This window comes from Streptomyces puniciscabiei (genome assembly GCF_006715785.1).
Classification (GTDB): Bacteria; Actinomycetota; Actinomycetes; order Streptomycetales; family Streptomycetaceae; genus Streptomyces; species Streptomyces puniciscabiei.
Window position 1 is genome coordinate 1,997,274 of record NZ_VFNX01000001.1, and the last position, 25,403, is coordinate 2,022,676.

Annotated in this window: 24 protein-coding genes and 1 pseudogene; 15 read left to right on the forward strand and 10 right to left on the reverse strand. The window is 69.1% G+C overall.

The genetic code is table 11. The features are described from left to right. Positions 1-235: 235 nt before the first annotated feature. On the forward strand, positions 236-631 hold the full coding sequence (locus FB563_RS08865) for a hypothetical protein (RefSeq protein ID WP_142218574.1): 396 nt from the start codon (positions 236-238) through the stop codon (positions 629-631). A 122-nt stretch (positions 632-753) separates the two neighbouring features. Here FB563_RS08865 and FB563_RS08870 read toward each other — a convergent pair whose 3' ends face one another. Beyond that, a complete protein-coding gene (locus FB563_RS08870) occupies positions 754-1,320 on the reverse strand; it encodes a LysR substrate-binding domain-containing protein (protein ID WP_280116576.1) in 567 nt (188 codons plus the stop codon). Positions 1,321-1,349: 29 nt separating this feature from the next. On the opposite strand from FB563_RS08870, the gene FB563_RS08875 reads away from it, so the two are divergent. Then, positions 1,350-1,865 (forward strand): YfbM family protein, encoded by a 516-nt coding sequence (locus FB563_RS08875; RefSeq protein ID WP_055710354.1) that lies wholly within the window; start codon positions 1,350-1,352, stop codon positions 1,863-1,865. Positions 1,866-1,891: 26 nt separating this feature from the next. Here the strand turns inward: FB563_RS08875 and FB563_RS08880 are convergent. After that, a protein-coding gene (locus FB563_RS08880) for an IS5 family transposase (protein ID WP_411573236.1) occupies positions 1,892-2,700 on the reverse strand; the annotation gives its coding sequence in 2 pieces (ribosomal slippage) (positions 1,892-2,343 and positions 2,343-2,700; 810 coding nt in all). Between the two features lie 7 nt (positions 2,701-2,707). Continuing rightward, positions 2,708-3,172, reverse strand: coding sequence for a LysR family transcriptional regulator (locus FB563_RS08885; protein WP_142218575.1), 465 nt, complete (start codon positions 3,170-3,172; stop codon positions 2,708-2,710). A gap of 1,710 nt (positions 3,173-4,882) precedes the next feature. Between FB563_RS08885 and FB563_RS08895 the strand changes: the two genes are divergently transcribed. Next, positions 4,883-5,464 carry a Uma2 family endonuclease gene (locus FB563_RS08895; RefSeq protein WP_055706895.1) on the forward strand — a complete coding sequence of 194 codons (582 nt, stop codon included), beginning with the start codon at positions 4,883-4,885 and terminating at the stop codon, positions 5,462-5,464. A 109-nt stretch (positions 5,465-5,573) separates the two neighbouring features. On the opposite strand, the gene ychF is transcribed toward FB563_RS08895, so the two are convergent. After that, positions 5,574-6,662: a redox-regulated ATPase YchF gene (gene ychF / locus FB563_RS08900; RefSeq protein WP_055706896.1), complete on the reverse strand. Its 1,089-nt coding sequence runs from the start codon at positions 6,660-6,662 to the stop codon at positions 5,574-5,576. 184 nt (positions 6,663-6,846) lie between these two features. Between ychF and FB563_RS43480 the strand changes: the two genes are divergently transcribed. Beyond that, positions 6,847-7,431, forward strand: a complete 585-nt coding sequence (locus tag FB563_RS43480; RefSeq protein WP_199832853.1) for a DUF6542 domain-containing protein — start codon at positions 6,847-6,849, stop codon at positions 7,429-7,431. 23 nt (positions 7,432-7,454) lie between these two features. Here the strand turns inward: FB563_RS43480 and ppgK are convergent, their stop codons facing one another. Both ppgK and FB563_RS08915 read right to left on the reverse strand, forming a co-directional pair. Further along, the gene (gene ppgK / locus FB563_RS08910; protein ID WP_055706898.1) at positions 7,455-8,201 is read right to left on the reverse strand and encodes a polyphosphate--glucose phosphotransferase; all 747 of its coding nucleotides are present in this window, start codon (positions 8,199-8,201) and stop codon (positions 7,455-7,457) included. A gap of 29 nt (positions 8,202-8,230) precedes the next feature. Next, entirely contained in the window at positions 8,231-9,238 is a 1,008-nt protein-coding gene (locus FB563_RS08915; RefSeq protein WP_055706902.1) for a 4-hydroxy-3-methylbut-2-enyl diphosphate reductase, read from the reverse strand. Between the two features lie 74 nt (positions 9,239-9,312). On the opposite strand from FB563_RS08915, the pseudogene FB563_RS08920 reads away from it, so the two are divergent. The 4 genes and pseudogenes from FB563_RS08920 to FB563_RS08935 form a co-directional block, all read left to right on the forward strand. Then, a pseudogene (locus FB563_RS08920) lies at positions 9,313-9,567 on the forward strand (amino acid permease); the annotation flags it as partial. 125 nt (positions 9,568-9,692) lie between these two features. Next, a complete protein-coding gene (gene xseA, locus FB563_RS08925) occupies positions 9,693-10,901 on the forward strand; it encodes an exodeoxyribonuclease VII large subunit (protein ID WP_055706900.1) in 1,209 nt (402 codons plus the stop codon). Further along, entirely contained in the window at positions 10,898-11,128 is a 231-nt protein-coding gene (locus FB563_RS08930; RefSeq protein ID WP_055706901.1) for an exodeoxyribonuclease VII small subunit, read from the forward strand. The genes xseA and FB563_RS08930 overlap by 4 nt, the downstream gene beginning before the upstream one ends. A 149-nt stretch (positions 11,129-11,277) precedes the next feature. Continuing rightward, the gene (locus tag FB563_RS08935; protein WP_055710551.1) at positions 11,278-11,868 is read left to right on the forward strand and encodes a malonic semialdehyde reductase; all 591 of its coding nucleotides are present in this window, start codon (positions 11,278-11,280) and stop codon (positions 11,866-11,868) included. A 75-nt stretch (positions 11,869-11,943) separates the two neighbouring features. Here the strand turns inward: FB563_RS08935 and FB563_RS08940 are convergent, their stop codons facing one another. Beyond that, complete coding sequence (locus FB563_RS08940) at positions 11,944-12,471, reverse strand: DUF4245 domain-containing protein (RefSeq protein ID WP_055710550.1); 528 nt, start codon at positions 12,469-12,471, stop codon at positions 11,944-11,946. Positions 12,472-12,599: 128 nt separating this feature from the next. On the opposite strand from FB563_RS08940, the gene glpX reads away from it, so the two are divergent. Next, positions 12,600-13,634: a class II fructose-bisphosphatase gene (glpX, locus tag FB563_RS08945; RefSeq protein ID WP_055710549.1), complete on the forward strand. Its 1,035-nt coding sequence runs from the start codon at positions 12,600-12,602 to the stop codon at positions 13,632-13,634. 66 nt (positions 13,635-13,700) lie between these two features. On the opposite strand, the gene FB563_RS08950 is transcribed toward glpX, so the two are convergent. Both FB563_RS08950 and FB563_RS08955 read right to left on the reverse strand, forming a co-directional pair. Then, positions 13,701-14,078 carry a WhiB family transcriptional regulator gene (locus FB563_RS08950; RefSeq protein WP_055710548.1) on the reverse strand — a complete coding sequence of 126 codons (378 nt, stop codon included), beginning with the start codon at positions 14,076-14,078 and terminating at the stop codon, positions 13,701-13,703. Between the two features lie 172 nt (positions 14,079-14,250). Next, positions 14,251-14,967 carry a DUF1707 SHOCT-like domain-containing protein gene (locus tag FB563_RS08955; RefSeq protein WP_142218576.1) on the reverse strand — a complete coding sequence of 239 codons (717 nt, stop codon included), beginning with the start codon at positions 14,965-14,967 and terminating at the stop codon, positions 14,251-14,253. 167 nt (positions 14,968-15,134) lie between these two features. Between FB563_RS08955 and FB563_RS08960 the strand changes: the two genes are divergently transcribed. From FB563_RS08960 to FB563_RS08975, 4 genes are all read left to right on the forward strand, one after another. Continuing rightward, positions 15,135-16,805 (forward strand): fumarate hydratase, encoded by a 1,671-nt coding sequence (locus FB563_RS08960; protein ID WP_055704796.1) that lies wholly within the window; start codon positions 15,135-15,137, stop codon positions 16,803-16,805. Between the two features lie 114 nt (positions 16,806-16,919). Then, the gene (locus FB563_RS08965) at positions 16,920-18,311 is read left to right on the forward strand and encodes a class II fumarate hydratase (protein ID WP_055704795.1); all 1,392 of its coding nucleotides are present in this window, start codon (positions 16,920-16,922) and stop codon (positions 18,309-18,311) included. A gap of 95 nt (positions 18,312-18,406) precedes the next feature. Then, complete coding sequence (gene fomD / locus FB563_RS08970; RefSeq protein ID WP_079048606.1) at positions 18,407-19,123, forward strand: cytidylyl-2-hydroxypropylphosphonate hydrolase; 717 nt, start codon at positions 18,407-18,409, stop codon at positions 19,121-19,123. A gap of 244 nt (positions 19,124-19,367) precedes the next feature. After that, the gene (locus tag FB563_RS08975) at positions 19,368-21,527 is read left to right on the forward strand and encodes a SpoIIE family protein phosphatase (RefSeq protein WP_411573167.1); all 2,160 of its coding nucleotides are present in this window, start codon (positions 19,368-19,370) and stop codon (positions 21,525-21,527) included. 89 nt (positions 21,528-21,616) lie between these two features. Here the strand turns inward: FB563_RS08975 and FB563_RS08980 are convergent, their stop codons facing one another. Beyond that, positions 21,617-23,995: a transglycosylase domain-containing protein gene (locus tag FB563_RS08980; RefSeq protein ID WP_055704793.1), complete on the reverse strand. Its 2,379-nt coding sequence runs from the start codon at positions 23,993-23,995 to the stop codon at positions 21,617-21,619. A gap of 215 nt (positions 23,996-24,210) precedes the next feature. On the opposite strand from FB563_RS08980, the gene FB563_RS08985 reads away from it, so the two are divergent. Next, entirely contained in the window at positions 24,211-25,140 is a 930-nt protein-coding gene (locus FB563_RS08985) for an SPFH domain-containing protein (protein WP_055704792.1), read from the forward strand. Beyond that, the gene (locus tag FB563_RS08990) at positions 25,137-25,370 is read left to right on the forward strand and encodes a type II toxin-antitoxin system antitoxin (RefSeq protein WP_055704791.1); all 234 of its coding nucleotides are present in this window, start codon (positions 25,137-25,139) and stop codon (positions 25,368-25,370) included. Before FB563_RS08985 ends, FB563_RS08990 begins: the two co-directional genes overlap by 4 nt. Positions 25,371-25,403 lie beyond the last annotated feature (33 nt).

Consider the following 25,403-nt stretch of genomic DNA (forward strand, 5'->3'; position numbering starts at 1 on the left):
TGCCGACCATCTCGCCGCCGACGTGTCATGAATTAAGGCTCTGTCCCATTGGCTGGACAGACCCGATTCATGCGGAGTCGCGACCGTCCAGAAACTTATGAACAACGGGCATAAGTTTCCACGCGGCCCTCGATAAGCACTCTTGATCGGCACTTCTCCGAAATCACTGGGCGGGGCAATGCATTCATGGTTGAGTGCTGGCAGCAACTCGACGAACCAAGGAAAGGAAGCAGTCATGTTTTCCAGGAAATGGATTGCCCGAGCGGTGGCAGTATGTGCGCCAGTAGCCTTCATGGCCGGCCTCTCCAATCCGGCGTACGCAACTGGCGACGACAAGGTCAACCTCGTCATGGACGGTCACACGGTCGGAAGCGTCGCCTACAAGGACTACGGCGACAAGTTCACTCTTTGCGACACCTATGCCGACGGTCATGGCGTCACGGGTGATATCTACATGTACTACGCCGGCCTGAATACCTGGCACAAGGAGAAGGAGTGGGGCGTGGGCGGCTCCGGCAACTGCAGCACCATCAGTTATGACATCCTGCAAAATCAGCGGTACTGGGTGACAATCCATCGGAATGGCAGCGATAAACTCGCGAGCTTCGAAGTTTATGGATCTGGTGAATAGTCGCTGACGGCATCTCACCGAACGAGCCCCCATTCAATGATTGAGTGGGGGCTGTCGGTGTACATGTGAACGTGGCGCTGGCGAGTTTTTGCAGCTGGAACTTGAGGTGAGGGTCGCCCGGATCATGGCGCCCGGTTCATGGTCGGTTTCGGTTTCGGGTTCACGGGCGGTGGCGTACTGGTGTGGCCGATCTCGGCGAACGGGTAGCCGTCCAGCGCTTGGCGGAAGGCCTTCTTCACGATCGCGGGGACACCTGAGGTTGTTGCTCCCGCGGGAAGCGCCATCATCACCGGGATGGGATCCGGTGGGGAGGGGAGCCCAAGCTTCGCCGCCCGCGGCAGCCCCCACAAGTCGTCACCGTTGGCAACGAGGCAGGCCAGCCCCAGCCCGGCCTTGACCGCTGCACGCAGCCCAACGAATTCAGCTCCCTCATACGAGATGCGCCAAGAGATGCCGGATGCGTCAAGGGCGTCCACCAGCCGGCCACGCAGGATGCAGGGCTCAGTGAAGAGCGCCAATGGCAGTCCAGCCTCCGTACCGTGGACCGGCTGCCCGAACCACGCCATCCGTATACGACCGAGTTCTTCCTCTGCGGCGACCGTCTCCGAGGTTTGCCGTCGAAACAGCAGGGCTAAGACGTCGTTTCTTATGGCTATCGGCAGGCAGTAGGCGGATGTGACCGGAGCGATGTCAGAGTCTGCGGTTAGGGTTCGCGTCCATGGGCATCCACTGCGAGTACGTCCGTCTCTCCCCTGCTGAGCTGCAGCGGTCGTTGAGCGATCCGTCCTGGGCGCAGGAACACATCGACGAGCTGGGTGATGCCTGGGCCGAAGAGGACCCGCTTCCACCCGAGAAGGCGCCCTACTTCAGCATCGAGAAGTCGTGGCACAAGCTGCACTACCTCATTGCCGCCCACGGTGGCATGCCGGTCGATGTCATCCACGGAGGGGCTGAGCTTCCGTTGGAGGACGACATGGACTTCGGCCCCGCCAGGTATTTGAGCCCCGAGGACGTCGCCCGGGCCAGCGGCTGCCTCGCCACCACACCGTTTGACGAGTTGGCCCGACACTACGACTTGGCGGCCATGCGCAGCGCCGAGATCTACCCCCTGCCGGAATCCGAAACCGAGGTCCCCTCGGACCTGGACACCCTGCAGCACCGCTACGAGGAGCTGACCCGGTTCTTGTCCGCTGCCGCCACCGCAGGCGATGGCGTAGTCCTCATGCTGGTCTGACGCGGCTCCCAGCCTGTCTGCTCGGATCATCTGTCCAGACGGCGTTGGCAGATGAGGGCTGCGGCTATGCCGACGAAGGCGAGGAAGTGCTCGGCCTTGCGTTCGTAGCGGCGGTGCAGGCGGCGGCATCCGGCCAGCCAGGAAACCGTCCTCTCGACCACCCAGCGGTGGCGGCCCAGCCGTGTGGAGGACTCGATGCCCTTGCGCGCGATGCGGTGACGGATGCCTCGCTTGCGGAGCCATCGGCGCAGGTGGTCGTAGTCGTATCCCTTGTCGCCATGGAGCTTGGCCGGTCGCCGGCGGCGCGGGCCGCGCCGGGAGCGGATGGGCGGTATCCCACGCACGAGCGGTTCCAGGCCGAGGCTGTCGTGCATGTTGGCGCCGGAGATGCCCAGTGACAGGGGCAGACCGTTCCGGTCGGTGATCAGGTGGATTTTCGATCCGCTCTTGCCGCGGTCGGTCGGATTCGGTCCGGTCAGTGGCCCCCTTTTGCCGCCCGGACACTGACAGAGTCGATCGCGCACCGCGACCAGTCCAGTTCACCGCGGGCGCCGAGTTCGTCGAGGACGACCCGGTGGAGACGAGCCCACACCCTGGCCCGGCTCCACTGGGCGAAGCGCCGGTAGACCGTGGGCCAGGCCGGACCGAACACGGGCGGCAGTTGACGCCAAGTGCAGCCCGAGGTGGCTACAAAGATGATCGCCGCCAGAGTCTCTCGGTCACCTGCCCGCCGTCGACCCCCGCCCTGCGGACGCTTCACCTCAGTCGGTGGGACCACCCGCCGGAACAGGACCCACAACTCATCCGGCACCAACCGCTCAACCAGATCCGTCATGCACGGTTCAACGAGCGACCACACCAAAAGAAACGACCTCTAAGTCAAGCTGCCCTGTGGTGACTTGACCGGCCAGCGACTCGCTGTGCCCGGTTCGCACGCTCACTTGGGCTTCAGGCAGGCTCGCTGATAGCAGCCGCAGGAACTCTGGTAGCACTTCGGCGAGTTGGTCCACTACGCCGATCGAAAGTCTGGTCGTGCCCGTTCTCGGCATCAAGCGGTCGACTACCTCGTCGTTGAGGGCCACAACGCGGCGTGCGTAGCCGAGCAGCTCCTCGCCCCGTTCGCTGAGCTGAAGGTTATGCCCGGTGGACGTAAAGACGGGTCCCTGGATGAAGCTCTCCAGCTGACGGATCTGTTGGCTGACAGCAGGCTGGGTGATGTGCAGGATCGCTGCAGCCCTCCGGAATCCACCGCATTCCACCACGGTCACCAGGGTTCGCAACCGAGTAATTTGCAGATCGTGGTACATGTCCCCCCTCGGAATCATGATGCGTTGACCTCGTCGCTGCCTGCAGGCGGCAATCTCGGCACGCAATTCCTGTTGGTGCGTTTGGATGGCCGCAGGCCCTCGGCGTTGAGCTGTTCGGCGATCTGGTTGACGGTCAGGCCCTGGTCGGCCAGGCCCTCCAACCGCTGAAGCAGGTGCGGAAAGTACGACAGGTGGTCATAGAGCTGAACCGGCCGGGAGGCGCGGCTTGCGGTGGTGTGCTCTCCGGCCCACCGCTACCGTGACAAGCCGGCGCCATCGCCGCGGCACAGATCTCTCACCACCGGGGGCCGCGACCAGTTCCGCAGACTCGGCCGCCGGTTCCTCGGCCCCCGAACTGGGGTGGGTAGATTCGGTCGCCCTGTCCAGGGCGCAACGCTAGGTCGCCACGACCGGCTCAGGGTTGCGGACGCAGCCGTCGACCATCTGCTCGTACGGTGCTTGGAATTAGGCTACGGTAGCTCGGCTCGTGGTACGGATCGATCTGGGGGATGCACCGAGGCCACCCCAGGGTTCCGGCCGGATCATTGCGGTTGGCTACCGTGCGGCGCGACGCCCCGAGGGCTTCCAGTACCTGGGACCGGTACCGTTGGCGACCCTCCTCGATCCAGTCGCCGGTGTCTTGGCCGAGACAGTCACCTCGGTAGAGGGCGATCGCCCAGAATAAATGAGCCACACCCCCCGCTTTCAGGTTCTCGACGGCCGTCGCGTTCTCGATTGAGACATAGTGAAACAGGCAGCCGAGAGTGTCGCGGCGAAACCGACGAACATCCCTTCGACTGAATTATCAACCAACAGACCGGAGGCTCGGCAGTTCGGTGTTACAGGAGTACGACACCGAGCCGTTCAGCCCCGCCGAGGCACCGCTTCCCCTTCGCGGGTTCGACCACGCCGTGTTGGCGCCGTGGTCGTAGCTCCACGTGCCACGACCCACGTCGACGGTGGTAGCCAAGGCCGGCGTGGCCGCGGCCATGATGATGACAGGGAGCCGTTGCAACGCTGGCCAACACCCGCCTTGAACCCACGCCCATGACACACCCTTTCCATGGACCGCCCCCCGTGGCGATCAGGCACTCAGACACTAGATTCACGCCATGCACGCAACAACCAATTGACCGTCGTTCTGAGGAAAAATTGAGCCTCGCGCGCTCCGACCGCCGCCGCGAACCGCTCCGGCCGCGCCGGAGGTGGCGCGGGTACGGGCCGCCTGCTGCCGGCGCTCCCACAGCCGGCATCCCAGAGCACGCCGCGGATGCGCTCCCGGTTGTTCGCCCGTCTCGCCGGCCCGGTAGGCGGGACGGTGGGATGCGGGAGAGGCGGCAGCCTCTGAGACGTCCTACCCGGAACAGGCCGAGGACACCCGAAACACTCGGCTCACGCGGGCATATGCGCCACCCCCTACGTCCAGCCACGATCCAGCCACGGGCACGCGAACGGGGTCGGCCCGAATCCGGGCCGACCCCGCTGACCTGGCGTTTTGCTAGTTCGCCGGAGCCACGGTAATGCGTGGCTTATACATTGAAGCGGAACGACTGCGGCAACGCTCTCACCCGCGGAAACGAGCTTCTGAGAGATCCCAGTCAGCACAGAATCAGCACGGGCGGCAGGCCCGAGGGTTCAGGACGGCCGGGAAGGCGGTCGCTCCTTGACGATCTCGTGGCCCGGACCTCGCCGAGTCGCTACGGTTTAGCCATGACCGCACTGCCCGACTGGATGCGCCCGCCGCGCGAGGAAGGCTGGTTCGCGGAGGACCTGGACCGCCTTCCCGAGGCACCCCGCCACACAGAGCTGATCGACGGAGCGCTTGTCTTCATGATGTCGCCGCAGAGGTGGTGGCACGGCCACCTCGTCACCATGCTCACCGTCGCTCTCATGGAGCAGGCGCCCGGCGATGTCAGGGTCAGCCGCGAGATGACCATAAAACTCGACGAGCGAAACCGGCCCGAGCCGGATCTGCTGTTGACGACGGCCGACTACGACGGAGACCGCACCTGGTTCGCGCCGGACGAGGTGCGACTCGTCATCGAGGTCGTCTCACCCGAGTCCGCGCACCGGGACCGCACGGTCAAGCTCCGCAAGTACGCGGAGGCCGGCATCCCGCACTACTGGTGCATCGAGGACGAGGCCGGCACCCCCGTCGTCCATGTCTATGAACTCGACGAACCGACTGGCGCCTACGCGCCCGCCGGCATCTTCCGGGGCACCCTGAAGCGGCCTGTGCCGTTCGAGATCAGCCTGGATCTCGACAAGCTCACCCCGCCGAGGAGCAAGTAGGAGTCAGCACCACGTCAGCACGGGAACGCAGATGGGGCCGGACTCACAGAGCCCGGCCCCATCTGGCCTGCACGTTTGACGAACCGTTTAGCTCACGGTAACGAACCACTCACACGTTGAAGCGGAACTCCGCCACGTCCCCGTCCTGCATGACGTAGTCCTTGCCCTCCATGCGGGCCTTGCCCTTGGCGCGGGCCTCGGCGACCGAACCGGTCTCGACCAGGTCGTCGAAGGAGATGACCTCGGCCTTGATGAAGCCCTTCTGGAAGTCGGTGTGGATGACACCGGCCGCCTCGGGGGCCGTGGCGCCCTTCTTGATCGTCCAGGCGCGGGACTCCTTGGGGCCGGCCGTCAGGTAGGTCTGCAGGCCGAGGGTGGCGAAGCCGACGCGGGCGAGGGTGGCGAGGCCGGGCTCGTGCTGGCCGACGGACTCCAGCAGCTCCAGGGCCTCCTCCTCGTCCAGCTCGGCGAGGTCCGCCTCCAGCTTGGCGTTGAGGAAGATGGCCTCGGCGGGGGCGACCAGGGCGCGCTGCTCGTTCTTGAAGTCCTCGTCGACCAGTTCGTCCTCATCGACGTTGAAGACGTAGAGGAAGGGCTTGGTGGTGAGCAGGTGCAGGTCGTGCAGGAGTTCGTTGCGCTCGGTGCCCTGGACGATGCCGTGCGCGAAGAGCGTGTCGCCCTTCTCCAGGATCTCCTTGGCCTCCTCGACCGCCTTGACCTTGGGGGCGACGTCCTTCTTGATGCGCGACTCCTTCTGGAGGCGCGGGAGGACCTTCTCGATCGTCTGGAGGTCCGCCAGGATCAGCTCGGTGTTGATCGTCTCGATGTCGTCCTTCGGCGAGACCTTGCCGTCGACATGCACGACGTTCTCGTCCTTGAAGGCGCGGATGACCTGGCAGATCGCATCGGACTCACGGATGTTCGCGAGGAACTTGTTGCCGAGGCCCTCGCCCTCGGAGGCGCCGCGCACGATACCGGCGATGTCGACGAAGTCGACCGTGGCCGGCAGGATGCGCTCGGAGCCGAAGATCGAGGCCAGCTTGGCCAGCCGCGCGTCGGGGACGCCGACCACACCGACGTTGGGCTCGATCGTGGCGAACGGGTAGTTGGCCGCCAGCACGTCGTTCTTGGTCAGGGCGTTGAACAGGGTCGACTTGCCGACATTGGGCAGGCCGACGATTCCGATCGTGAGCGACACGTTGCGACTTCCCGTAGATGAGTGGGCCAGGGGCTGCCAGGGGCCAGAGACTGACACTGACCGATCCACCAGTCTACGGCGTCCGCGCCGGGCGGCTCCCGGGAGCTTCGAACGCCCGGCCAAGCGCTCCCCACCGGCGTGTCTGATGGGCTATTCGGCACATAAACAGACCTAAGTTGGTCCAGTGGAGCAACACGGATCGCGACCCCCGAACGACGGACCGCGACGCGGCACGCCGCACCAGCCCGCGCACCTGCCTCCGCAGGGCCGCCGTGGGCCCGGCGGCGGGCGCGGGCCGGGCCAGGGGCAGGAGGCGCGGCGGTCGGGGCGGCAGGAGCGGGGCGGGCGACAGGCCTGGTCCGCCGCCCGGCCGTCCGCGCCCGAGCCACGGGTGCCCGGGCCCCGGCTCACCGGGCTCGGCAGCGGACTGTTCTGCGTCCTCGCGATGTTCCTGCTCGGCTGCCTGGATGCACTGTTCGGCGGGTCCCTGAGCGCGTACGGCGTACTGTTCCTGCCCGTGTGCGTACTGACCGCGCTGTGGGTGCGGGCGGGGGACGTGCTGACCGCTCCCGTGGTCGTGCCCATCGCGTTCGCCGTGGGCATGGTGCCCGTCGCCGAAGGTGGCGGGGGGGTGGTCGGGCGGCTGATGGGGCTGTTCACCGGGCTGGCGACCCAGGCCGGCTGGCTGTACTGCGGGACGCTGGTCGCCGGGGTGATCGTGCTCGTACGCCGGGTGCGGTGGGTACGGCGGCGCCGGCGGCGGAGCTGAGCCGACGCCTACGGACGCCCCGGTCATCTCTCCTGGGCCGCTCTCATCGCCGCCCCCACGATCCCCGCGTTGTTCTGCAGCTGCGCGGGGACGATCTCGGCCTTGATGCCGTCGATGAGGTGCAGGAACTTGTCGGCCTTGCGGCTGACCCCGCCGCCGACGATGATCAGCTCCGGCGAGAACAGCATCTCCACGTGCGCCAGGTACTTCTGGACGCGGCGGGCCCACTGCTCCCAGCTCAGGCCGTGGTCGTCCTTGGCCTTGCTGGAGGCCTTCTTCTCCGCGTCGTGGCCGCCCAGCTCCAGGTGGCCGAGCTCCGTGTTCGGCACGAGGAGGCCGTCCATGAAGAGGGCGCTGCCGATGCCGGTGCCGAAGGTGAGCAGGATGACCGTGCCCCTGCGGTCGCGGCCGGCGCCGAACTGCATCTCGGCGACGCCCGCCGCGTCCGCGTCGTTGACGACCGTCACCGGCAGGCCGCCCAGCTTGCCGCTGAACAACGCGCGCGCGTCGGTGTCGATCCAGCTCTTGTCGACGTTCGCCGCCGTACGGACCGTGGCGCCGCCGGTGACCACTCCCGGGAAGGTCAGGCCGACGGGGCCGGTCCAGCCGAAGTGGTCGATGACCTGTTTGACCCCGTCGGCCACGCCGTCCGGTGTCGCCGGATGGGGGGTGAGCACCTTGCAGCGCTCCTGCGCCAGGGCGCCCCTGTCCAGGTCCACAGGGGCGCCCTTGATCCCGGATCCGCCGATGTCCACGCCGAAGATCTGCATGGCACTACGTTACGACGGACCACTGACAGTCACGCCTGGGCCGTACCGCTTCCGCCGCGCTCGGCGACCATGGCGGCAGCCTCCTCGCGCAGGTCGCGGCGGAGCTCCTTGGGCAGCGAGAAGGTGATGGACTCCTCGGCGGCCTTGACGATCTCCACGTCGCCGTAGCCGCGCTCGGCGAGCCACTGAAGGACCTGCTCGACGAGGACCTCCGGGACGGAGGCGCCGGAGGTGACACCGACCGTCGTCACACCCTCCAGCCAGGCCTCGTCGATCTCGTCGGCGAAGTCCACCAGGTAGGCCTCGCGGGCACCGGCGAGCTTGGCGACCTCGACCAGCCGCTTGGAGTTGGAGGAGTTGCGCGAGCCGACGACGATGACCAGCTCGGCCTCGGCACCCATCTGCTTCACGGCGAGCTGCCGGTTCTGCGTGGCGTAGCAGATGTCGTCGCTGGGCGGGGAGACGAGACCGGGGAACTTCGTCTTCAGGGCGTCGACGGTCTCCATGGTCTCGTCCACGGACAGGGTGGTCTGGGACAGCCAGACGACCTTCGAGGGGTCGCGGACCTCGACCTTGTCGACGTCGCCGGGGCCGTCGACGAGCTGGATGTGCTCGGGGGCCTCGCCGGAGGTGCCGATGACCTCCTCGTGGCCCTCGTGGCCGATCAGGAGGATGTCGTAGTCCTCCTTGGCGTAGCGGACGGCTTCCTTGTGGACCTTGGTGACCAGCGGGCAGGTGGCGTCGATGGTGGCGAGGCGGCCCTGCTCGGCCTCCTCGTGCACGACGGGGGCGACGCCGTGCGCCGAGAACATGACGATGTTGCCCGGCGGCACCTCCTCCGTCCGCTCGACGAAGACGGCGCCCTTCTTCTCCAGGGTCTGCACGACGTACTTGTTGTGGACGATCTCGTGCCGGACGTAGATCGGGGCCCCGTACTGCTCGAGGGCCTTCTCGACGGCGATCACGGCGCGGTCCACACCGGCGCAGTAACCCCGGGGGGCGGCGAGCAGGACACGGCGGCCAGGCGAAGCGGTCATGCGTCCCATCGTAAGGCCGCGTTCGGCGGCGCCGAGATCGCGTGTCCGGCGCCGCGCGGGGAAGACTGAGGACCATGCCCGACCCGGACACGGCGACGCCGTCCCCGACTCCCTCTTCGAGCGCGGCCGACGAACACCACCGGCTGCGGCGCGGTCTCGGCCTGCGGGACCTCGTGGTCTACGGACTTCTCTTCATCGCCCCCATGGCGCCGGTCGGCGTGTTCGGCACGCTGGACGCCAGGTCGCACGGGGCGGTGGCGCTGGTGTACGTGGTGGCGACGGTCGCCATGGCGCTCACCGCTTTCAGCTACGCGCAGATGGTGCGGGTGGGGCAGCGGGGCCGGGTGCGGTCGCCCGAGTAGCTGAGCCGGGTCGGCTCCGGGCGGGGCCGGGTGGCTTGCCCGCAGCGGCGACGGGAGACCGGTTGTCGGCACCCCCCGTTACTCTCAACCGCATGGCTGCCAAAACCACCCCCGAAGCCCCGCTGCCCGTAGGTGAGGTCTCCCGGCTGATCGGGGGCTGGATCGACCGGCTCGGTGCGGTGTGGGTCGAGGGGCAGATCACGCAGTTGTCGCGGCGGCCGGGCGCCGGTGTCGTGTTCCTGACGCTGCGGGACCCGTCGTACGACATCTCCGTGAGCGTGACCTGCTACCGGCAGGTGTTCGACGCCGTCGCCGATGTCGTCGGGGAGGGCGCCCGGGTCGTCGTACTGGCGAAGCCGGAGTGGTACGCCCCGCGCGGGCAGCTGTCCCTGCGCGCCGCCGAGATGAGGCCCGTCGGCGTCGGTGAGCTGCTGGCCCGGCTGGAGCGGCTGAAGAAGGCGCTCGCGGCCGAGGGACTGTTCGCGCCGGAGCGGAAGAAGCCGCTGCCCTTTCTGCCGCAGCTGATCGGGCTCGTCTGCGGTCGCGCCTCCGCCGCGGAGCGGGACGTGCTGGAGAACGCCCGCCACCGCTGGCCCGCCGTCCGCTTCGAGGTGCGCAACGTCCCGGTGCAGGGCGTGCACGCGGTCCCGCAGGTCGTGCAGGCGGTGAAGGAGCTGGACGAGATCGAGGACGTCGATGTGATCATCGTCGCCCGAGGGGGCGGCAGCGTGGAGGATCTGCTGCCCTTCTCCGACGAGCAGCTGGTGCGGGCCGTGGCCGAGTGCCGTACGCCCGTGGTCTCCGCCATCGGGCACGAGCCCGACAACCCGTTGCTCGACCACGTGGCCGACCTGCGCGCCTCCACCCCCACCGACGCGGCCAAGAAGGTCGTGCCGGACGTGGGTGAGGAGTTCGAGCGGGTGCGGATGCTGCGGGACCGGGCCCGGCGCTGCGTGAACGCGTTCGTCGAACGGGAGGAGCGGGGGCTGGCGCATGCTCTCGCCCGGCCCTCGATAGAGGATCCGCACCGGATGATCGACGAGCGCGCCGACCAGGTGGCCTCCCTCGTCGAACGCAGCCGGCGGACCCTCGGTCATCTCCTGGACCGCGCGGACTCGGAGCTGACGCACACGCACGCGCGCGTGGTGGCCCTCTCCCCCGCGGCGACGCTCAAGCGCGGCTACGCCGTGCTGCAGAAGACGGACGGGCACGTGGTACGCGGTCCGGACGAGGTGACCGGAGGCGAGGCACTGCGGGCCCGCGTCGCCGACGGCGAATTCACAGTGAAGGTAGGCGAATGACCGGCAAGGTGGACGAGGCGCTCTCCTACGAGCAGGCGCGGGACGAGTTGATCGAGGTCGTACGGCGCCTGGAGGCGGGCGGTACGACGCTCGAGGAGTCCCTGGCGCTGTGGGAGCGCGGCGAGGAGCTGGCCAAGGTGTGCCGACGCTGGCTGGAGGGGGCGCGGGCGCGCCTGGACGCGGCGTTGGCGGAGGAGGAAGCGGAGGAGGAGGCGGACGCCGAGTAGGCGTCGGCGGCCGATGCCGCTGTGAAGAGGGTCACCGCACCCCGACCTTTGTTGAAACTTGAACTTCACTGTCGTAGGGTCATCACGTCAGCCGATCCGGACCGCGGTCCGGTACGTCGGATCAAAGGCGCCACCTAGGAAGTTCACGCATGTCTCTCGTTCTTGACCCCGCCGCCCAGGACCTGCTGTTCCGTGAGGCCCGCACCGCGAACGCCTTCACCGACGAGCCGGTCACCGACGAGCAGGTCCAGGCGATCTACGACCTCGTCAAGTACGGCCCCACCGCCTTCAACCAGAGCCCGCTGCGCATCACGCTGGTCCGCTCCCCCGAGGCCCGTGAGCGCCTGGTGAAGCACATGGCCGAGGGCAACCAGCCGAAGACGGCCGCCGCCCCGCTGGTCGCCATCCTCTCCGCGGACAACGAGTTCCACGAGGAGCTGCCGACCCTCTTCCCGCACTTCCCGCAGGCCAAGGACCTCTTCTTCAGCGAGCGCCCGGCCCGTGAGGGCGCCGCCGCGCTGAACGCCGCCCTGCAGGCCGCCTACTTCATCATCGGCGTCCGCGCCGCGGGCCTCGCCGCCGGCCCGATGACCGGCCTCGACTTCGAGGGCGTCCGCAAGGAGTTCCTGGACGGCGACCACACCCCGCTGATGGTGGTCAACATCGGCAAGCCGGGCCCGGACGCCTGGTTCCCGCGCTCGCCGCGCCTGGCGTACGAGGACGTCGTCACGACCGTCTGAGTCATCACCGTTCGAGCGGATCCGCATGTGCAGAGGCCCCCGGCACCGCCGGGGGCCTCTGCACATACGGGGAGGTCACTGCATCTTCAGCGCCGCCGCCATCTTCGTCAGCTCCGCGAAGGACGCCGTGCCGGCCACCACCGTGGTGGAGCCGTGCGTGCCGTTCAGGACCAGGGCGTCGTAGCGGCCGCCGCTGTAGCGGGTCCAGGTGCGGCCGTCGATCGTCTCCGTCCGCTTCGTCGCCGACGCGCCCTGGCTCGCCTGGTCGATGAAGTCGGCCGGCTTCTGCGTGGACTGCTCGATCTGCACGTACTGGCTGTCCGGGGTCTGGAAGCCCAGGTGCCAGCGGTCGCCGTTCTCGCCCTCGAAGCGTACGGAGGTCGCCTTCCAGGTACTCGGCAGGCCCTCGGGCGCGGCCACCGGGTAGCTCGCCGCGCGACGGGCGGTGAGCAGCTCGACCCGGTAGTCGACCCGCTTGAGGTCGGGAGCGTGATCGTCGTGCGGGATGGCGAGGAAGTACACGACCAACGCCGCGATGCCGATCAGGGCCAGGGAGAGAACCATGTCCCGGGCCGTCTTCTGCTTGCCGTTCGAACCTGCCACGCCCCCTATCGTCGCAGGTGCCCCAAGCGCTCATCCGTGGGGTCCCCTGCTCATTTTGTCTGCCTAACGATAGAGTCGGGTCCACAAACCCTCATCCGGCCGTCGTCGTATCAGAAAGGTGCGCTCCGATGACCGAAAATCATCACCTGCCGTCCGAGCTCGATGTTCCCTCCGAGGCTCCCGACCGCAACCTCGCCCTGGAACTCGTCCGGGTGACCGAAGCCGCCGCGATGGCCGCGGGCCGCTGGGTGGGGCGCGGTGACAAGAACGGCGCCGACGGTGCCGCGGTGCGCGCCATGCGGACCCTCGTCTCCACCGTGTCGATGAACGGCGTCGTCGTCATCGGCGAGGGTGAGAAGGACGAGGCCCCGATGCTCTTCAACGGGGAGCACGTGGGCGACGGCACCGGTCCGGAGGTCGACATCGCCGTCGACCCGATCGACGGCACCACGCTGACCGCCAAGGGCATGCCCAACGCGATCGCCGTCCTCGCCGCGGCCGAGCGGGGCGCCATGTTCGACCCGTCCGCCGTGTTCTACATGGACAAGCTGGTCACCGGCCCGGAGGCCGCCGAGTTCGTCGACATCGACGCGCCCGTGGCCGTGAACATCAAGCGGATCGCCAAGGCGAAGAAGGCCACGCCCGAGGACGTCACCGTCGTCATCCTCGACCGGCCGCGGCACGAGGGGCTGATCAGGGAGGTCCGCGAGGCCGGCGCGCGCATCAAGCTGATCTCCGACGGTGACGTGGCGGGCTCCGTCTACGCGCTGCGTGAGGGCACCGGCGTCGACCTGCTGCTCGGCATCGGCGGTACGCCGGAGGGCATCATCTCGGCCTGCGCCGTGAAGTGCCTGGGCGGGACCATCCAGGGCAAGCTGTGGCCCAAGGACGACGAGGAGCGGCAGCGGGCCATCGACGCCGGGCACGACCTCGACCGTGTGCTCACGACGGACGACCTGGTCTCCGGTGAGAACGTGTTCTTCGTGGCCACCGGTATCACCGACGGTGAGCTGCTGCGGGGTGTGCAGTACCGGTCGGAGACCGCGCTGACCGAGTCGATCGTGATGCGGTCGAAGTCCGGGACGGTGCGGAGGATCTATTCCGAGCACCGGCTCAGCAAGCTGCGGGCCTACAGCGCGATCGACTTCGACCGCGCCAAGTAGTTCCGGAGTCGAGCAGGAGGTGGGGACACGCCCTCTGTGCGGAGAGGGCGCCCCTCCTCCACTCTCCTAACCCGCTATGCGGTTGGCAGCCGTCGCCCGTGCCGCCTTCTTCAGTTCGAGCTCTCGCCTGCGCCGCCTTGCCAGGACCACGCGGCGCTCGGCCGCGGTGAGACCGCCCCAGACGCCGTACGGCTCGGGCTGGAGGAGGGCGTGTTCGCGGCACTCGACCATCACCGGGCAACGGGCGCAGACGCGCTTGGCCGCCTCCTCGCGGGACAGCCGGGCGGCGGTCGGCTCCTTCGACGGGGCGAAGAACAGGCCCGCCTCGTCGCGCCGGCACACGGCCTCGGTGTGCCAGGGAGCGTCTTGGTCCCTGTCTCGCACAGGCACCCGCTGGGCCGGAAGGGCAGCGACCTGCAGGGACGAATGCGGCGGTTGCAGCACGGTCTACTCCTGACGACGGCTTCGCGAGCGAGAGACGATGCAGCAAGCCCTACCCGCTGTGCGCGCGCCTATGCACAGCGTTCCCAGTCGCAGGCGCGCGGCGGCTTGTTCGCGCCCCTCGCGACAGCACAGGAGGAGCGGAACCTTCCACTCACCGGCGGATTCGCGACCGTCAACGGCCCAGGTGTTTGCGCATCTTCCGGTCGACCTTGTCCTGGACCCGCTCCAGCTTGCGGTCGATCCTGCTCTGCACCCGGTCCAGGATGTCCGCCACGCGCTTGCCGCGCCTCGGGCGGGCCTCGACATTGCCGAGCACGGCCCAGCCGTCGACGTAGACGACCGGTGCGTCGGAGTCGACCGAGTCCAGCGTGTCCACCTCGAAGTTGCCGAGGACGCCGCCTCCGGTGCCGCGCAGCGACACGTTCTCCGGGACGCGGATCTGGACGTCGCCGAAGACCGAGACGGCCTTGATCACGACCTGCTGGTACTCGAAGATCGCCTCGCTGAGGTCGATCTCGACGCTGCCGAAGACCGAGTACGCGTGGATCCGGCGGCCGGCCCGCCAGCGGCCCCGGCGCACCGCGCTGCTGAAGACCGCGACAACATTGGCGTCCGCCTCGTGCGGTATCGCACCCGGGGTGGGCCGGGGCGGGACGGGCGTGTAGGCGGGAGCGGCCGGGGGCTGGTGGGCCGCGGGCAGGTCCCGGATGAAGACCTCCAGCTCACCCACCGTCTTGGCGGCGAGCACGCCCTCGACCCGCTCGGCATGCTCGTCGGCGGTCAGCCGGCCCTCGGCCAGGGCCTCACGGAGGATCTCGGCGATGCGGTCACGGTCGGCGTCCGAGGCACGCAGCCCGGCGACAGGTGCGGTGTGCTTCTGAAGGTCCACGAACACAGCGTACCGAAACGCGATAGATCGCGACTAGGGGCTGTGGAAAACCTCGGCGTGTCGAACTGAGCCTTACCTCACAGGTCCCGTGTCGGCGGCAGGTTCTAGGCTGGTGAGGCCCGCCAGCGTCGGCGGGCGCCGTCCGTCAGAGTGAGGAATGGGCTGAGATGCCTGAGTTCGCGTACACCGATCTGCTCCCCCAGGGAGAGGACACCACCCCGTACCGGCTGGTGACGTCCGAGGGCGTCTCCACCGTCGAGGGCCCGGACGGGCGGACGTTCCTCAAGGTGGAGCCGGAGGCGCTGCGCAAGCTGGCCGAGGAGGCCATCCACGACATCCAGCACTACCTGCGCCCGGCCCACCTCGCCCAGCTGCGCCGGATCATCGACGACCCGGAGGCGTCCGGCAACGACAAGTTCGTGGCACTGGACCTGCTGAAGAACGCGAACATCGCGGCGGCCGGCGTGCTCCCGATGTGCCAGGACACCGGCACGGCGATCGTCATGGGCAAGCGCGGCCAGAACGTGCTGACGGAAGGCCGCGACGAGGAGGCACTCAGCCGCGGCATCTACGACGCCTACACCAAGCTGAACCTGCGCTACTCGCAGATGGCTCCGCTCACCATGTGGGAGGAGAAGAACACCGGCTCCAACCTGCCGGCCCAGATCGAGCTGTACGCCACCGACGGCGGCGCGTACAAGTTCCTGTTCATGGCGAAGGGCGGCGGCAGCGCCAACAAGTCCTTCCTCTACCAGGAGACGAAGGCCGTCCTGAACGAGGCCTCCATGATGAAGTTCCTGGAGGAGAAGATCCGTTCGCTCGGTACGGCCGCCTGCCCGCCGTACCACCTGGCGATCGTCGTCGGCGGCACCAGCGCCGAGTACGCCCTGAAGACCGCGAAGTACGCCTCCGCGCACTACCTGGACGAGATCCCGGCGGAGGGCTCGGAGCTCGGCCACGGCTTCCGCGACAAGGACCTCGAGCAGAAGGTCTTCGAGCTGACCCAGAAGATCGGCATCGGCGCGCAGTTCGGCGGCAAGTACTTCTGCCACGACGTCCGCGTGGTCCGCCTGCCCCGGCACGGCGCGTCCTGCCCCGTCGCCATCGCCGTCTCCTGCTCGGCCGACCGCCAGGCCGTCGCGAAGATCACCGCCGAGGGCGTCTTCCTGGAGCAGCTGGAGACGGACCCGGCGCGCTTCCTGCCGGAGACGACCGACGAGCACCTGGACGAATCCTCGGACGTCGTCAGGATCGACCTCAACCAGCCGATGGACACGATCCTCGCCGAGCTGACGAAGTACCCGGTGAAGACCCGCCTGTCCCTGACCGGCCCGCTGGTCGTGGCCCGTGACATCGCGCACGCCAAGATCAAGGAGCGGCTGGACGCGGGCGAGGAGATGCCGCAGTACCTGAAGGACCACCCGGTGTACTACGCGGGTCCGGCGAAGACCCCCGAGGGCTACGCCTCCGGTTCCTTCGGCCCGACGACGGCCGGCCGCATGGACTCCTACGTGGAGCAGTTCCAGGCGGCGGGCGGCTCGAAGGTGATGCTGGCGAAGGGCAACCGGTCGAAGCAGGTCACGGACGCGTGCGCGGCCCACGGCGGCTTCTACCTGGGTTCCATCGGCGGCCCCGCCGCCCGCCTCGCCCAGGACTGCATCAAGAAGGTCGAGGTCCTGGAGTACGAGGAGCTGGGCATGGAGGCCGTCTGGAAGATCGAGGTCGAGGACTTCCCGGCGTTCATCGTCGTGGACGACAAGGGCAACGACTTCTTCACCGACCCGGCCCCGCAGCCGACGTTCACGTCGATCCCGGTGCGGGGTCCCGGGCTCGCGTAGCCGCGTCCCAGCTGCCGTACCAGGGACTCCGCTCCCTGGTACGGCAGACCGCGACGTCGCTCACTCAGCGTAACGAAGGGGAACAACGCCGCGTGCCCGATCGCTATAGCTGCCATGAGCGACAGCGACTACCGCATCGAGCACGACTCCATGGGCGAGGTCCGCGTCCCCGCCACCGCCAAGTGGCGCGCCCAGACCCAGCGCGCCGTCGAGAACTTCCCGATCTCGGGCCAGCGTCTGGAACGCGCGCACATCGAGGCGCTGGCCCGGATCAAGGGCGCCGCCGCCAAGGTGAACGCCGAACTCGGCGTGCTCGACAAGGAGGTGGCCGAAGCGGTCCAGGAGGCCGCGGCCGAGGTCGCCGAAGGCCGATGGGACGAGCACTTCCCCATCGACGTCTTCCAGACCGGCTCCGGCACCTCGTCCAACATGAACACCAACGAGGTCATCGCCACCCTCGCCAGTGAGCGGTTGGGCCGGGACGTGCACCCGAACGACCACGTCAACGCCTCCCAGTCGTCCAACGACGTCTTCCCCTCCTCCCTCCACATCGCCGCCACCGCCGCCGTCACCCGCGACCTGATCCCGGCCCTGGAGCACCTCGCCGGCTCCCTGACCCGCAAGTCCGAGGAGTTCGCCGACGTGGTCAAGTCGGGGCGGACCCATCTCATGGACGCCACGCCGGTGACGCTCGGTCAGGAGTTCGGCGGATACGCCGCCCAGATTCGTTACGGAGTCGAGCGGCTGCGGGCCTCCCTTCCCCGGCTCGCCGAACTCCCCCTCGGCGGCACGGCCGTGGGCACCGGTATCAACACCCCGCCCGGTTTCTCCGCCGCCGTCATCCAGGAGGTCGCCCGGGCCACCGGGCTGCCGCTCACCGAGGCCCGTGACCACTTCGAGGCGCAGGGCGCCCGGGACGGGATCGTGGAGACCAGCGGGCAGCTCAGGACCATCGCGGTCGGACTGACGAAGATCGCCAATGACCTGCGGTGGATGGCGTCCGGGCCGCGCACCGGGCTCGCCGAGATCCGGCTGCCCGACCTGCAGCCGGGGTCGTCCATCATGCCGGGCAAGGTCAACCCGGTGATCCCCGAAGCCGTCCTCATGGTGGCCGCGCAGGTCATCGGCAACGACGCCACCATCGCCACGGCCGGCGCCGCCGGGAACTTCGAGCTGAACGTCATGCTGCCGGTCATCGCCAAGAACGTGCTCGAGTCCATCCGGCTGCTCGCCAACGTCTCCCGGCTGCTGGCCGACCGGACGGTCGACGGCATCACGGCCGACCGGGAGCGGACCCGGGAGTACGCGGAGTCGTCCCCGTCCGTGGTGACCCCGCTGAACAAGTACATCGGCTACGAGGAGGCCGCGAAGGTCGCCAAGAAGTCCCTCGCGGAGCGGAAGACGATCCGTGAGGTCGTCCTGGAGAGCGGCTATGTCGAGCGCGGCGACCTGACGCGGGAGCAGCTCGACGAGGCCCTGGATGTCCTGCGGATGACGCACCCGTAACCGCGAGCGAACCTTTTCGGCCACCGGTCACGCGGCCGTCCGGAACCGTGACGTGCACCGCAGCGTCGTATGCCTGCGGCACCTAATATCTGTCCATGACGGACGACGGAGCGACGACACACGTGGACACGGCGGACGCGGCGGGGACGGCGGGTACGGGACCTGCGGCCCACTGGGCCCCCGGGAGCCAGATCCTGTGGCGCTACCGGGCGAACGCCGGTGCGCGCATCCACATCGCCCGGCCCGTCACCGTCGTCCGTGACGACGCCGAGCTGCTGGCCGTGTGGATGGCCCCCGGCACCGAGTGCGTGAAGCCGGTCCTCGCCGACGGCACGCCCGTGCACCTGGAGCCGCTGCGGTCCCGCTACACCAAGCCGCGCTCGGTGCAGCGGGACCACTGGTTCGGCACGGGTGTGCTGAAGCTGGCCCAGCCGGGCCGGCCCTGGTCGGTGTGGCTGTTCTGGGAGCCGGGCTGGCGGTTCAAGAACTGGTACGTCAACCTCGAGCAGCCCCTGACCCGTTGGGCGGGCGGGGTGGACTCCGAGGACTACTTCCTGGACATCTCCGTGCATCCCGACCGCAGCTGGCACTGGCGCGACGAGGACGAGTTCGCCCAGGCCCAGCGGGACGGGCTGATGGACGCGGCCACCGCCGAGCGGGTCCGGGCGGCCGGGCGGGACGCGGTCGAGGTGATCGAGGCGTGGGGGACGCCGTTCTCGGACGGCTGGCAGCACTGGCGCCCGGATCCGTCCTGGGCGGTACCTTCTCTCCCGGAGGACTGGGACCGTACGCCCGCGCATGTGTCCTCATGAGACCCTTGATGCGCCCCCGGGCAAGAAACGTAGGATCGTCCTCCGCAAGGGCGCACAACAGCAACTCCCGGGGCATCTGCCGGGCTTGACCGATCGTCACCGAGGGGCGGCAGCACGTGAGCGAGGGGCACCAGGGCACAGGAACCACCTCTGACCACGCGGGAATTCCGTTCCTGGGGCACGTATTGCGGGTATCGGGACTTCTGCGGGAGCAACTGCGCGCCCGGCGCGCAGTGCCGTACGGATGGATGCGACACGCGTGACGGAGCAGCCCACCTCCTTCGAGCGCCCTCAGGGCGCCGACCCCGCGGAGGGCCGCGGGGCGCTCACGCGTGCCCCGAAACCGGCCGGCAGCCCGGCCTTACCGGCGCAGGCCCGGCCGGAGGGAGTGTCCTGCGCACCGGGCACGGCCACACCGTGTGGCCAGGGACAGGACGGCAGGGGGACGCAGTCCCCGGTCGGCAAGGGGAAGGAGCCCCCAGTCAACGGCCCCGAGCACTCCCAGCCCGCCACCACCGAGCCCGGCGCGCACCGCCCGCGTCCGGCGCCCGAGGCGGCCCTCCCGGCGCGCCCCGGGCCGGAGGCCATCCCGCCGCAGCCCGGCGCCGAGCAGGAGCGGGTGCCGGGCGGTCAGGAGCGCCGTACCGGGCGCGGTCTGCCGCCGGGCCGCCCGATGCCGATGCGGCGCGACGGCGACCGGCTGCGCTTCGTGGGCGCGGCCACCCGGCGGATCGCGCGCGGACTGGACCTGGACGAGATCGTGATGGGGCTGTGCCGGGCGACCGTGCCGACGTTCTCGGACGCGATCCTGGTCTATCTGCGCGACCCGCTGCCGGTCGGCGACGAGCGGCCCACCGGTCCGGTGGTGCTGCGGCTGCGCCGTACCGACCGGATTCCGGAGGACCGGGACACCGACGGGGTGCTGCTGCCGCCCGCCTTCGACCCCGAGCCGGAGCCGAGTGCGCTGGCCGAGCTGTCCGCGCTCACCACCGAGCTGTGCGAGGTGCGCCCCGGCGGTGCGCTGAACGAGGTGCTGCGCGGGGTGCGTCCGGTGTTCGCCGACTCGCCCGCCGCCCGGGCCGCGCTGCCGGAGCTGCTCGGCGAGTGCGCCGAGACGGTCGTGCCGTCGGGGCAGCACGCGATCCTCGCGCCGCTGCGCGGCCGGCGCCGGGTGATCGGGGCGGCCCTGTTCCTGCGCCGCCCGGAGCGGCTGGCGTTCGAGGCCGACGACCTGCTGGTGGCGGCCCAGCTGGCCACGCACAGCGCGCTCGGCATCGACAAGGCGGTGCTGTACGGCCGTGAGGCGTACATCGCCGACGAGCTGCAGCGCACCATGCTGCCGGAGACCCTGCCCCGGCCGACCGGCGTGCGGCTCGCCTCCCGGTATCTGCCGGCCGCGGAGACCGCGCGGGTCGGCGGGGACTGGTACGACGCGATCCCGCTGCCCGGCAGCCGGGTCGCGCTCGTGGTCGGTGACGTCATGGGGCACTCCATGACCTCGGCGGCGATCATGGGCCAGCTGCGGACGACCGCGCAGACCCTGGCCGGGCTCGACCTGCCGCCGCAGGAGGTGCTGCACCACCTGGACGAGCAGGCGCAGCGGCTCGGTACGGACCGCATGGCGACGTGTCTGTACGCCGTCTACGACCCGGTGACGCACCGCATCACCATCGCCAACGCCGGCCATCCGCCGCCCGTGCTGCTGCACCTGGGCGGCCGGGCCGAGGTGCTGCGGGTGCCGCCGGGGGCGCCGATCGGCGTCGGAGGTGTCGACTTCGAGGCCGTGGAGCTGGACGCGCCCGCCGGGGCCACGCTGCTGCTGTACACCGACGGGCTGGTGGAGTCCCGGCTGCGGGACGTGTGGACCGGCATAGAGCAGCTGCGGGAGAAGCTCGCCGCGACCGCGCGGCTGACCGGCCCGGACCATCCGCCGCCGCTGGAAGCCCTGTGCGACGAGGTGCTGGACATGCTCGGCCCGGGCGACCGGGACGACGACATCGCGCTGCTCGCGGCCCGCTTCGACGGGATCGCGCCGAGCGATGTCGCGTACTGGAAGCTGGAGCCGGACGACACGGCCCCCGGCCAGGCCCGCCGCCTGGCCCGGCGCGCACTCGCCCGCTGGGACCTGGAGGATCTGTCGGACTCGGTGGAGCTGCTGGTCAGCGAGGTCGTGACGAACGCCGTACGGTACGCGTCCCGGCCGGTGACGCTGCGGCTGCTGCGCACCGACGTGCTGCGCTGCGAGGTCGGTGACGACGTGCCGCAGCTGCCGCGGCTGCGGCAGGCCCGGGCCGACGACGAGGGCGGGCGCGGCCTGTACCTGGTCAACAAGCTGGCCCGGCGCTGGGGCGCGACCCGGCTGAGCACCGGCAAGTCGGTGTGGTTCGAGCTGAACCGGGGCTGAGCGAGCCGTAGCTGCGCGAAGGGCGCCCGGGGAGTTCCCGGGCGCCCTTCGCGTGTGCGCTCCACCGATCTACCGGCCTACCGGCGGGCCTACTGGCCGAAGTTCTGGCCGCCGCCCGGATCGAGCGGGTTGTCCGAGACGCCGCCTGTCGGCGTCTGCGTCGGCGTCTGCGTGGGGGTCTGCGTCGGCGTCTGCGTGGGCGTCTGGGTCGGCGTCTGCGTCGGCGTCCTCGACGGCGGCGCGGAGCTGGTCGGCGGCTTGCTGGTCGGCGTGTGCGACGGCGTCTGGGTCGGGGTCTGGCTGTGGGTCGGGGTCTGCGTCGGCTGGACGGCCGCGCCCTGGTCGGTCTCCAGGTCGAACTCGGCCCTGTGCGTCACCCCGAAGGTGTACGCGGCCCAGATCTGCGCCGGGTAGCCACCGCCGTTGACGCGACCGGGGGCGCCGGTGGAATCGAGCAGGCCGCCCGCGCCCGTCAGGGAGACATGTGCCTGGCTCTTCGCGTCCTCGCCGAAGAGGCCGACGGAAGTGACCAGGTCGGGCGTGTAGCCGGTGAACCAGGCGGACTTGTCCTCGTCGGAGGTACCGGTCTTGCCGGCCACCTGCTGGCCGTCGCGCAGCGGATTGTTGGCCACGTACTTCTGCGCCGTGCCGTCGTCGACCACGCCGGTCAGCACCGAGGTCACGGTGTCGGCGGCGTTCCGGCTGATCACCTCGCCGCCGATCGGGCTGGGCAGCTGTACGGAACGGGTGCTCTGCTGGGCCGACTTGAGGATGCTCGGTGTCACCTTGTTGCCGTGGTTGGCGAGGGTGGCGTAGATCCCGGCCATCTCCAGCGGGCTGGCGCCCATGGAGCCGAGGGTCTGCGCGTACACCGGCTGCATGCCGGTGGTGTCCATGCCGAGCTTGTCGGCGGTACTCATGACGTTCTTCATGCCCACGTCCACGCCCATCTGCGCGAAGACGGAGTTCACGGAGTTGTTCATGGCCTGCTGGACGGTGATCGGGCCGTAGTCGTGGTGGTCCTCGTTCGGCGGGCCGAAGCCGACCTTGCTGCCGTGGTCCACGACCTGGCGGCCGCTGGTGCCGTCGTAGACCGTGTTGGCGGTGATGGGCTTGCCGTCCTGCGTGGTGGAGCCGTTCTCGAGAGCGGCGGCGAGGATGACCGGCTTGAACGTCGAGGCGGGCTGGTAGTCCCGGCGGGTGGCGTTGTTGGTCCAGTGCTTGAAGAGGTCCTCACCGCCGTAGAGGGCGACGATCTTGCCGGTCTTGGGATCCACCGAGACCGCGCCGGCCTGCACGGCGCTGTCGACCTTGCGCTTCTTGGCATCCAGTTTGCCGGTCAGCTGGGACTTGACGGCCTGTTCCAGCTTGGCCTGCTTCTTCTTGTCGATGTTCAGCGTGATGGTCCAGCCGCGGTCGATCACCTCGGCCTCGGCCTGGGAACGGCTGATGTTCTCCTGCTTCATCAGCTGCTGTTCGAGCTGCTGGTTGGCGAGGTCGATCAGATAGCCCTTCCGCCCCTCCTGACCCGGCGTCCCCTTGGGGTCCTTGGGATACGGGAACTTCATGGCCTGCCGCTTGGCCGGGTCCAGCCAGTGCTGCTTGACCATGTTGTCCAGGACGTAGTTCCAGCGGGCCTGCACCAGCTTCTTGCCCGTGGAGGTCGCGACCGCCCAGTCGTACTGGCTCGGCGCCTGGAGGAGGGCGGCGAGGTAGGCGCCCTGCTCGACCGTCAGCTTCTGGGCGTCGGTGCGGTAGTAGGCCTGGGCGGCGGCCTGGATGCCGTAGGCGTTGCGGCCGTAGTAGCTGGTGTTGATGTAGCCCGCGAGGATCTGGTCCTTGGTCAGCTTCTGGTCCACCTTCAAGGAGATGACCATCTCCTTGAGCTTGCGGCTGACGGTCTGGTTCTGGTTGAGGTAGTAGTTCTTGACGTACTGCTGGGTGATCGTGGAGCCGCCCTGGGCGCCACGGCCCATCGCCGTGTTGTACAGACCGCGGGCCAGGCCTCTGAGGTCGATGCCGGAGTCGGTGTAGAAGGTCTTGTTCTCGGCGGCGACGAAGGTGTGCTGGACGTCCTTGGGCACGTTGGCCAGGTCCACGCTCTCGCGGTTGGTCTTGCCGACGCGGGCCATGATCGAGCCGTCGCTGTACTTGTAGATGTTGCTCTGCTGCCTGGCGGCGGCGTTGCCCTGGGGGATGTCGACCATCATGTACAGGGCGATGAAGCCGCCGATGCCGAGCAGGCACAGGCCGAAGAACGTGCCCAGGATCTTCTTCCAGGTGAACAGGCGGCGTATGCGGCCCTTGGGCGGCTTGGCGGCCTTGCCGGCGGCTCTGCGGCCCGGGGCGGGCCCGGCGCTGCCGCCGGGCGCGGGCGCGGCGCCGCCTGCGGGGGCGGAGCGGCGGCGCTTGGGCGCCGCGCGGTGGCCACCGCGCTGGCGCGCTCGTCTCTCTTCCGCTCGTCCCATGGGTTCCTTCGCTCCGCTTCCGTCTCAGTGGTCAGCTCCGAAAGCTAACACCCGTCTATATGACAAAGGGCGTCCGATCCGTTCTTTTACGGACGTGACAATCAGCACCTGCTCCAAGGGAACCGACGGATCTGGAGGTCATGGGGTTGCTTCCGGCCGGAAAAGTGATATCACTTAGCTAGACCGAAGTGAGCACAACCTGAACGGGGATCACCATGACCGCCAACGACTCCGCCCTCGACGTACCCGAGATGCCCGCGCCACAGGTGCGGGAGTTCACCGCGCACAGCATCGGCGGCGGGCTCGCCCTGCTGCTCGGCCTGCTCGGGCTCGGCGCCACCGCCGGACTGCTCGCCGCCGCCTCGGCCGTCTCCGCCGCCGGCGCCAAGGCCGGGCTCATCGTCACCGGGATCGTCGTGTTCCTCGCCGCGATCATCTCGCTGCGCGGCCTGAACACCGTCGCGCCCGGCGAGGCCCGGGTCGTCCAGCTCTTCGGGCGCTACCGGGGCACGGTCCGGCAGGACGGCCTGCGCTGGGTGAACCCCTTCACCTCGCGGACCCGGATCTCCACCCGGGTGCGCAACCACGAGACCGCCGTACTGAAGGTCAACGACGCCTACGGCAACCCGATCGAGCTGGCCGCCGTCGTGGTGTGGAAGGTCCAGGACACCGCGCAGGCCACCTTCGAGGTCGACGACTTCACCGAGTTCGTGGCCACGCAGACCGAGACGGCCGTACGGCACATCGCGATCGAGTACCCCTACGACGCCCACGACGAGGACGGCCTGTCGCTGCGCGGCAACGCCGAGGAGATCACCGAGAAGCTGGCCGTCGAGCTGCAGGCCCGGGTGGAGGCGGCCGGGGTGCGGATCGTCGAGTCGCGCTTCACGCACCTCGCGTACGCTCCCGAGATCGCCTCGGCGATGCTCCAGCGGCAGCAGGCCGGTGCGGTCGTGGCCGCGCGGCGGCAGATCGTGGACGGCGCGGTCGGCATGGTCGAGGCGGCGCTCGGCCGGATCGCGGAGGCGGACATCGTGGAACTGGACGAGGAGCGCAAGGCGGCGATGGTGTCCAACCTGATGGTGGTGCTGTGCGGTGACCGGGCCCCGCAGCCGGTCCTCAACACCGGGACGCTCTACCAGTGACGGAGCCTTCGGGGACTCCGAAGCGTCGGCCTCAGCAGCGCAAGCAGGTACTGCTGAGGCTCGACCCGTCGGTGTACGAGGCACTGGCGCGCTGGGCCGGGGACGAGCTGCGGTCGGCCAACGCGCAGATCGAGTTCCTGCTCAGGAAGGCACTGGCCGAGGCGGGACGGCTGCCGAAGGAGACGGGACCGCTGCCGCGCAGAGGCAGGCCACCTGTTTCGGAACCGTGACAATCGGTTCCCACCTGCACCCCCGTACACCCC

Coding starts and splice junctions, on each gene's coding strand:
- FB563_RS08895 (WP_055706895.1), top strand. CDS start 4,883: ATGACCGCACTGCCCGACTGGATGCGCCCGCCGCGCGAGGAAGGCTGG.
- FB563_RS08980 (WP_055704793.1), bottom strand. CDS start 23,995: ATGGGACGAGCGGAAGAGAGACGAGCGCGCCAGCGCGGTGGCCACCGC.
- fomD (WP_079048606.1), top strand. CDS start 18,407: ATGACGGACGACGGAGCGACGACACACGTGGACACGGCGGACGCGGCG.
- FB563_RS08975 (WP_411573167.1), top strand. CDS start 19,368: ATGGATGCGACACGCGTGACGGAGCAGCCCACCTCCTTCGAGCGCCCT.
- FB563_RS08930 (WP_055706901.1), top strand. CDS start 10,898: ATGACCGGCAAGGTGGACGAGGCGCTCTCCTACGAGCAGGCGCGGGAC.
- FB563_RS08885 (WP_142218575.1), bottom strand. CDS start 3,172: ATGTACCACGATCTGCAAATTACTCGGTTGCGAACCCTGGTGACCGTG.
- FB563_RS08935 (WP_055710551.1), top strand. CDS start 11,278: ATGTCTCTCGTTCTTGACCCCGCCGCCCAGGACCTGCTGTTCCGTGAG.
- xseA (WP_055706900.1), top strand. CDS start 9,693: ATGGCTGCCAAAACCACCCCCGAAGCCCCGCTGCCCGTAGGTGAGGTC.
- FB563_RS08985 (WP_055704792.1), top strand. CDS start 24,211: ATGACCGCCAACGACTCCGCCCTCGACGTACCCGAGATGCCCGCGCCA.
- ppgK (WP_055706898.1), bottom strand. CDS start 8,201: ATGCAGATCTTCGGCGTGGACATCGGCGGATCCGGGATCAAGGGCGCC.
- FB563_RS08915 (WP_055706902.1), bottom strand. CDS start 9,238: ATGACCGCTTCGCCTGGCCGCCGTGTCCTGCTCGCCGCCCCCCGGGGT.
- FB563_RS08965 (WP_055704795.1), top strand. CDS start 16,920: ATGAGCGACAGCGACTACCGCATCGAGCACGACTCCATGGGCGAGGTC.
- glpX (WP_055710549.1), top strand. CDS start 12,600: ATGACCGAAAATCATCACCTGCCGTCCGAGCTCGATGTTCCCTCCGAG.
- FB563_RS08865 (WP_142218574.1), top strand. CDS start 236: ATGTTTTCCAGGAAATGGATTGCCCGAGCGGTGGCAGTATGTGCGCCA.
- FB563_RS08960 (WP_055704796.1), top strand. CDS start 15,135: ATGCCTGAGTTCGCGTACACCGATCTGCTCCCCCAGGGAGAGGACACC.
- FB563_RS08875 (WP_055710354.1), top strand. CDS start 1,350: ATGGGCATCCACTGCGAGTACGTCCGTCTCTCCCCTGCTGAGCTGCAG.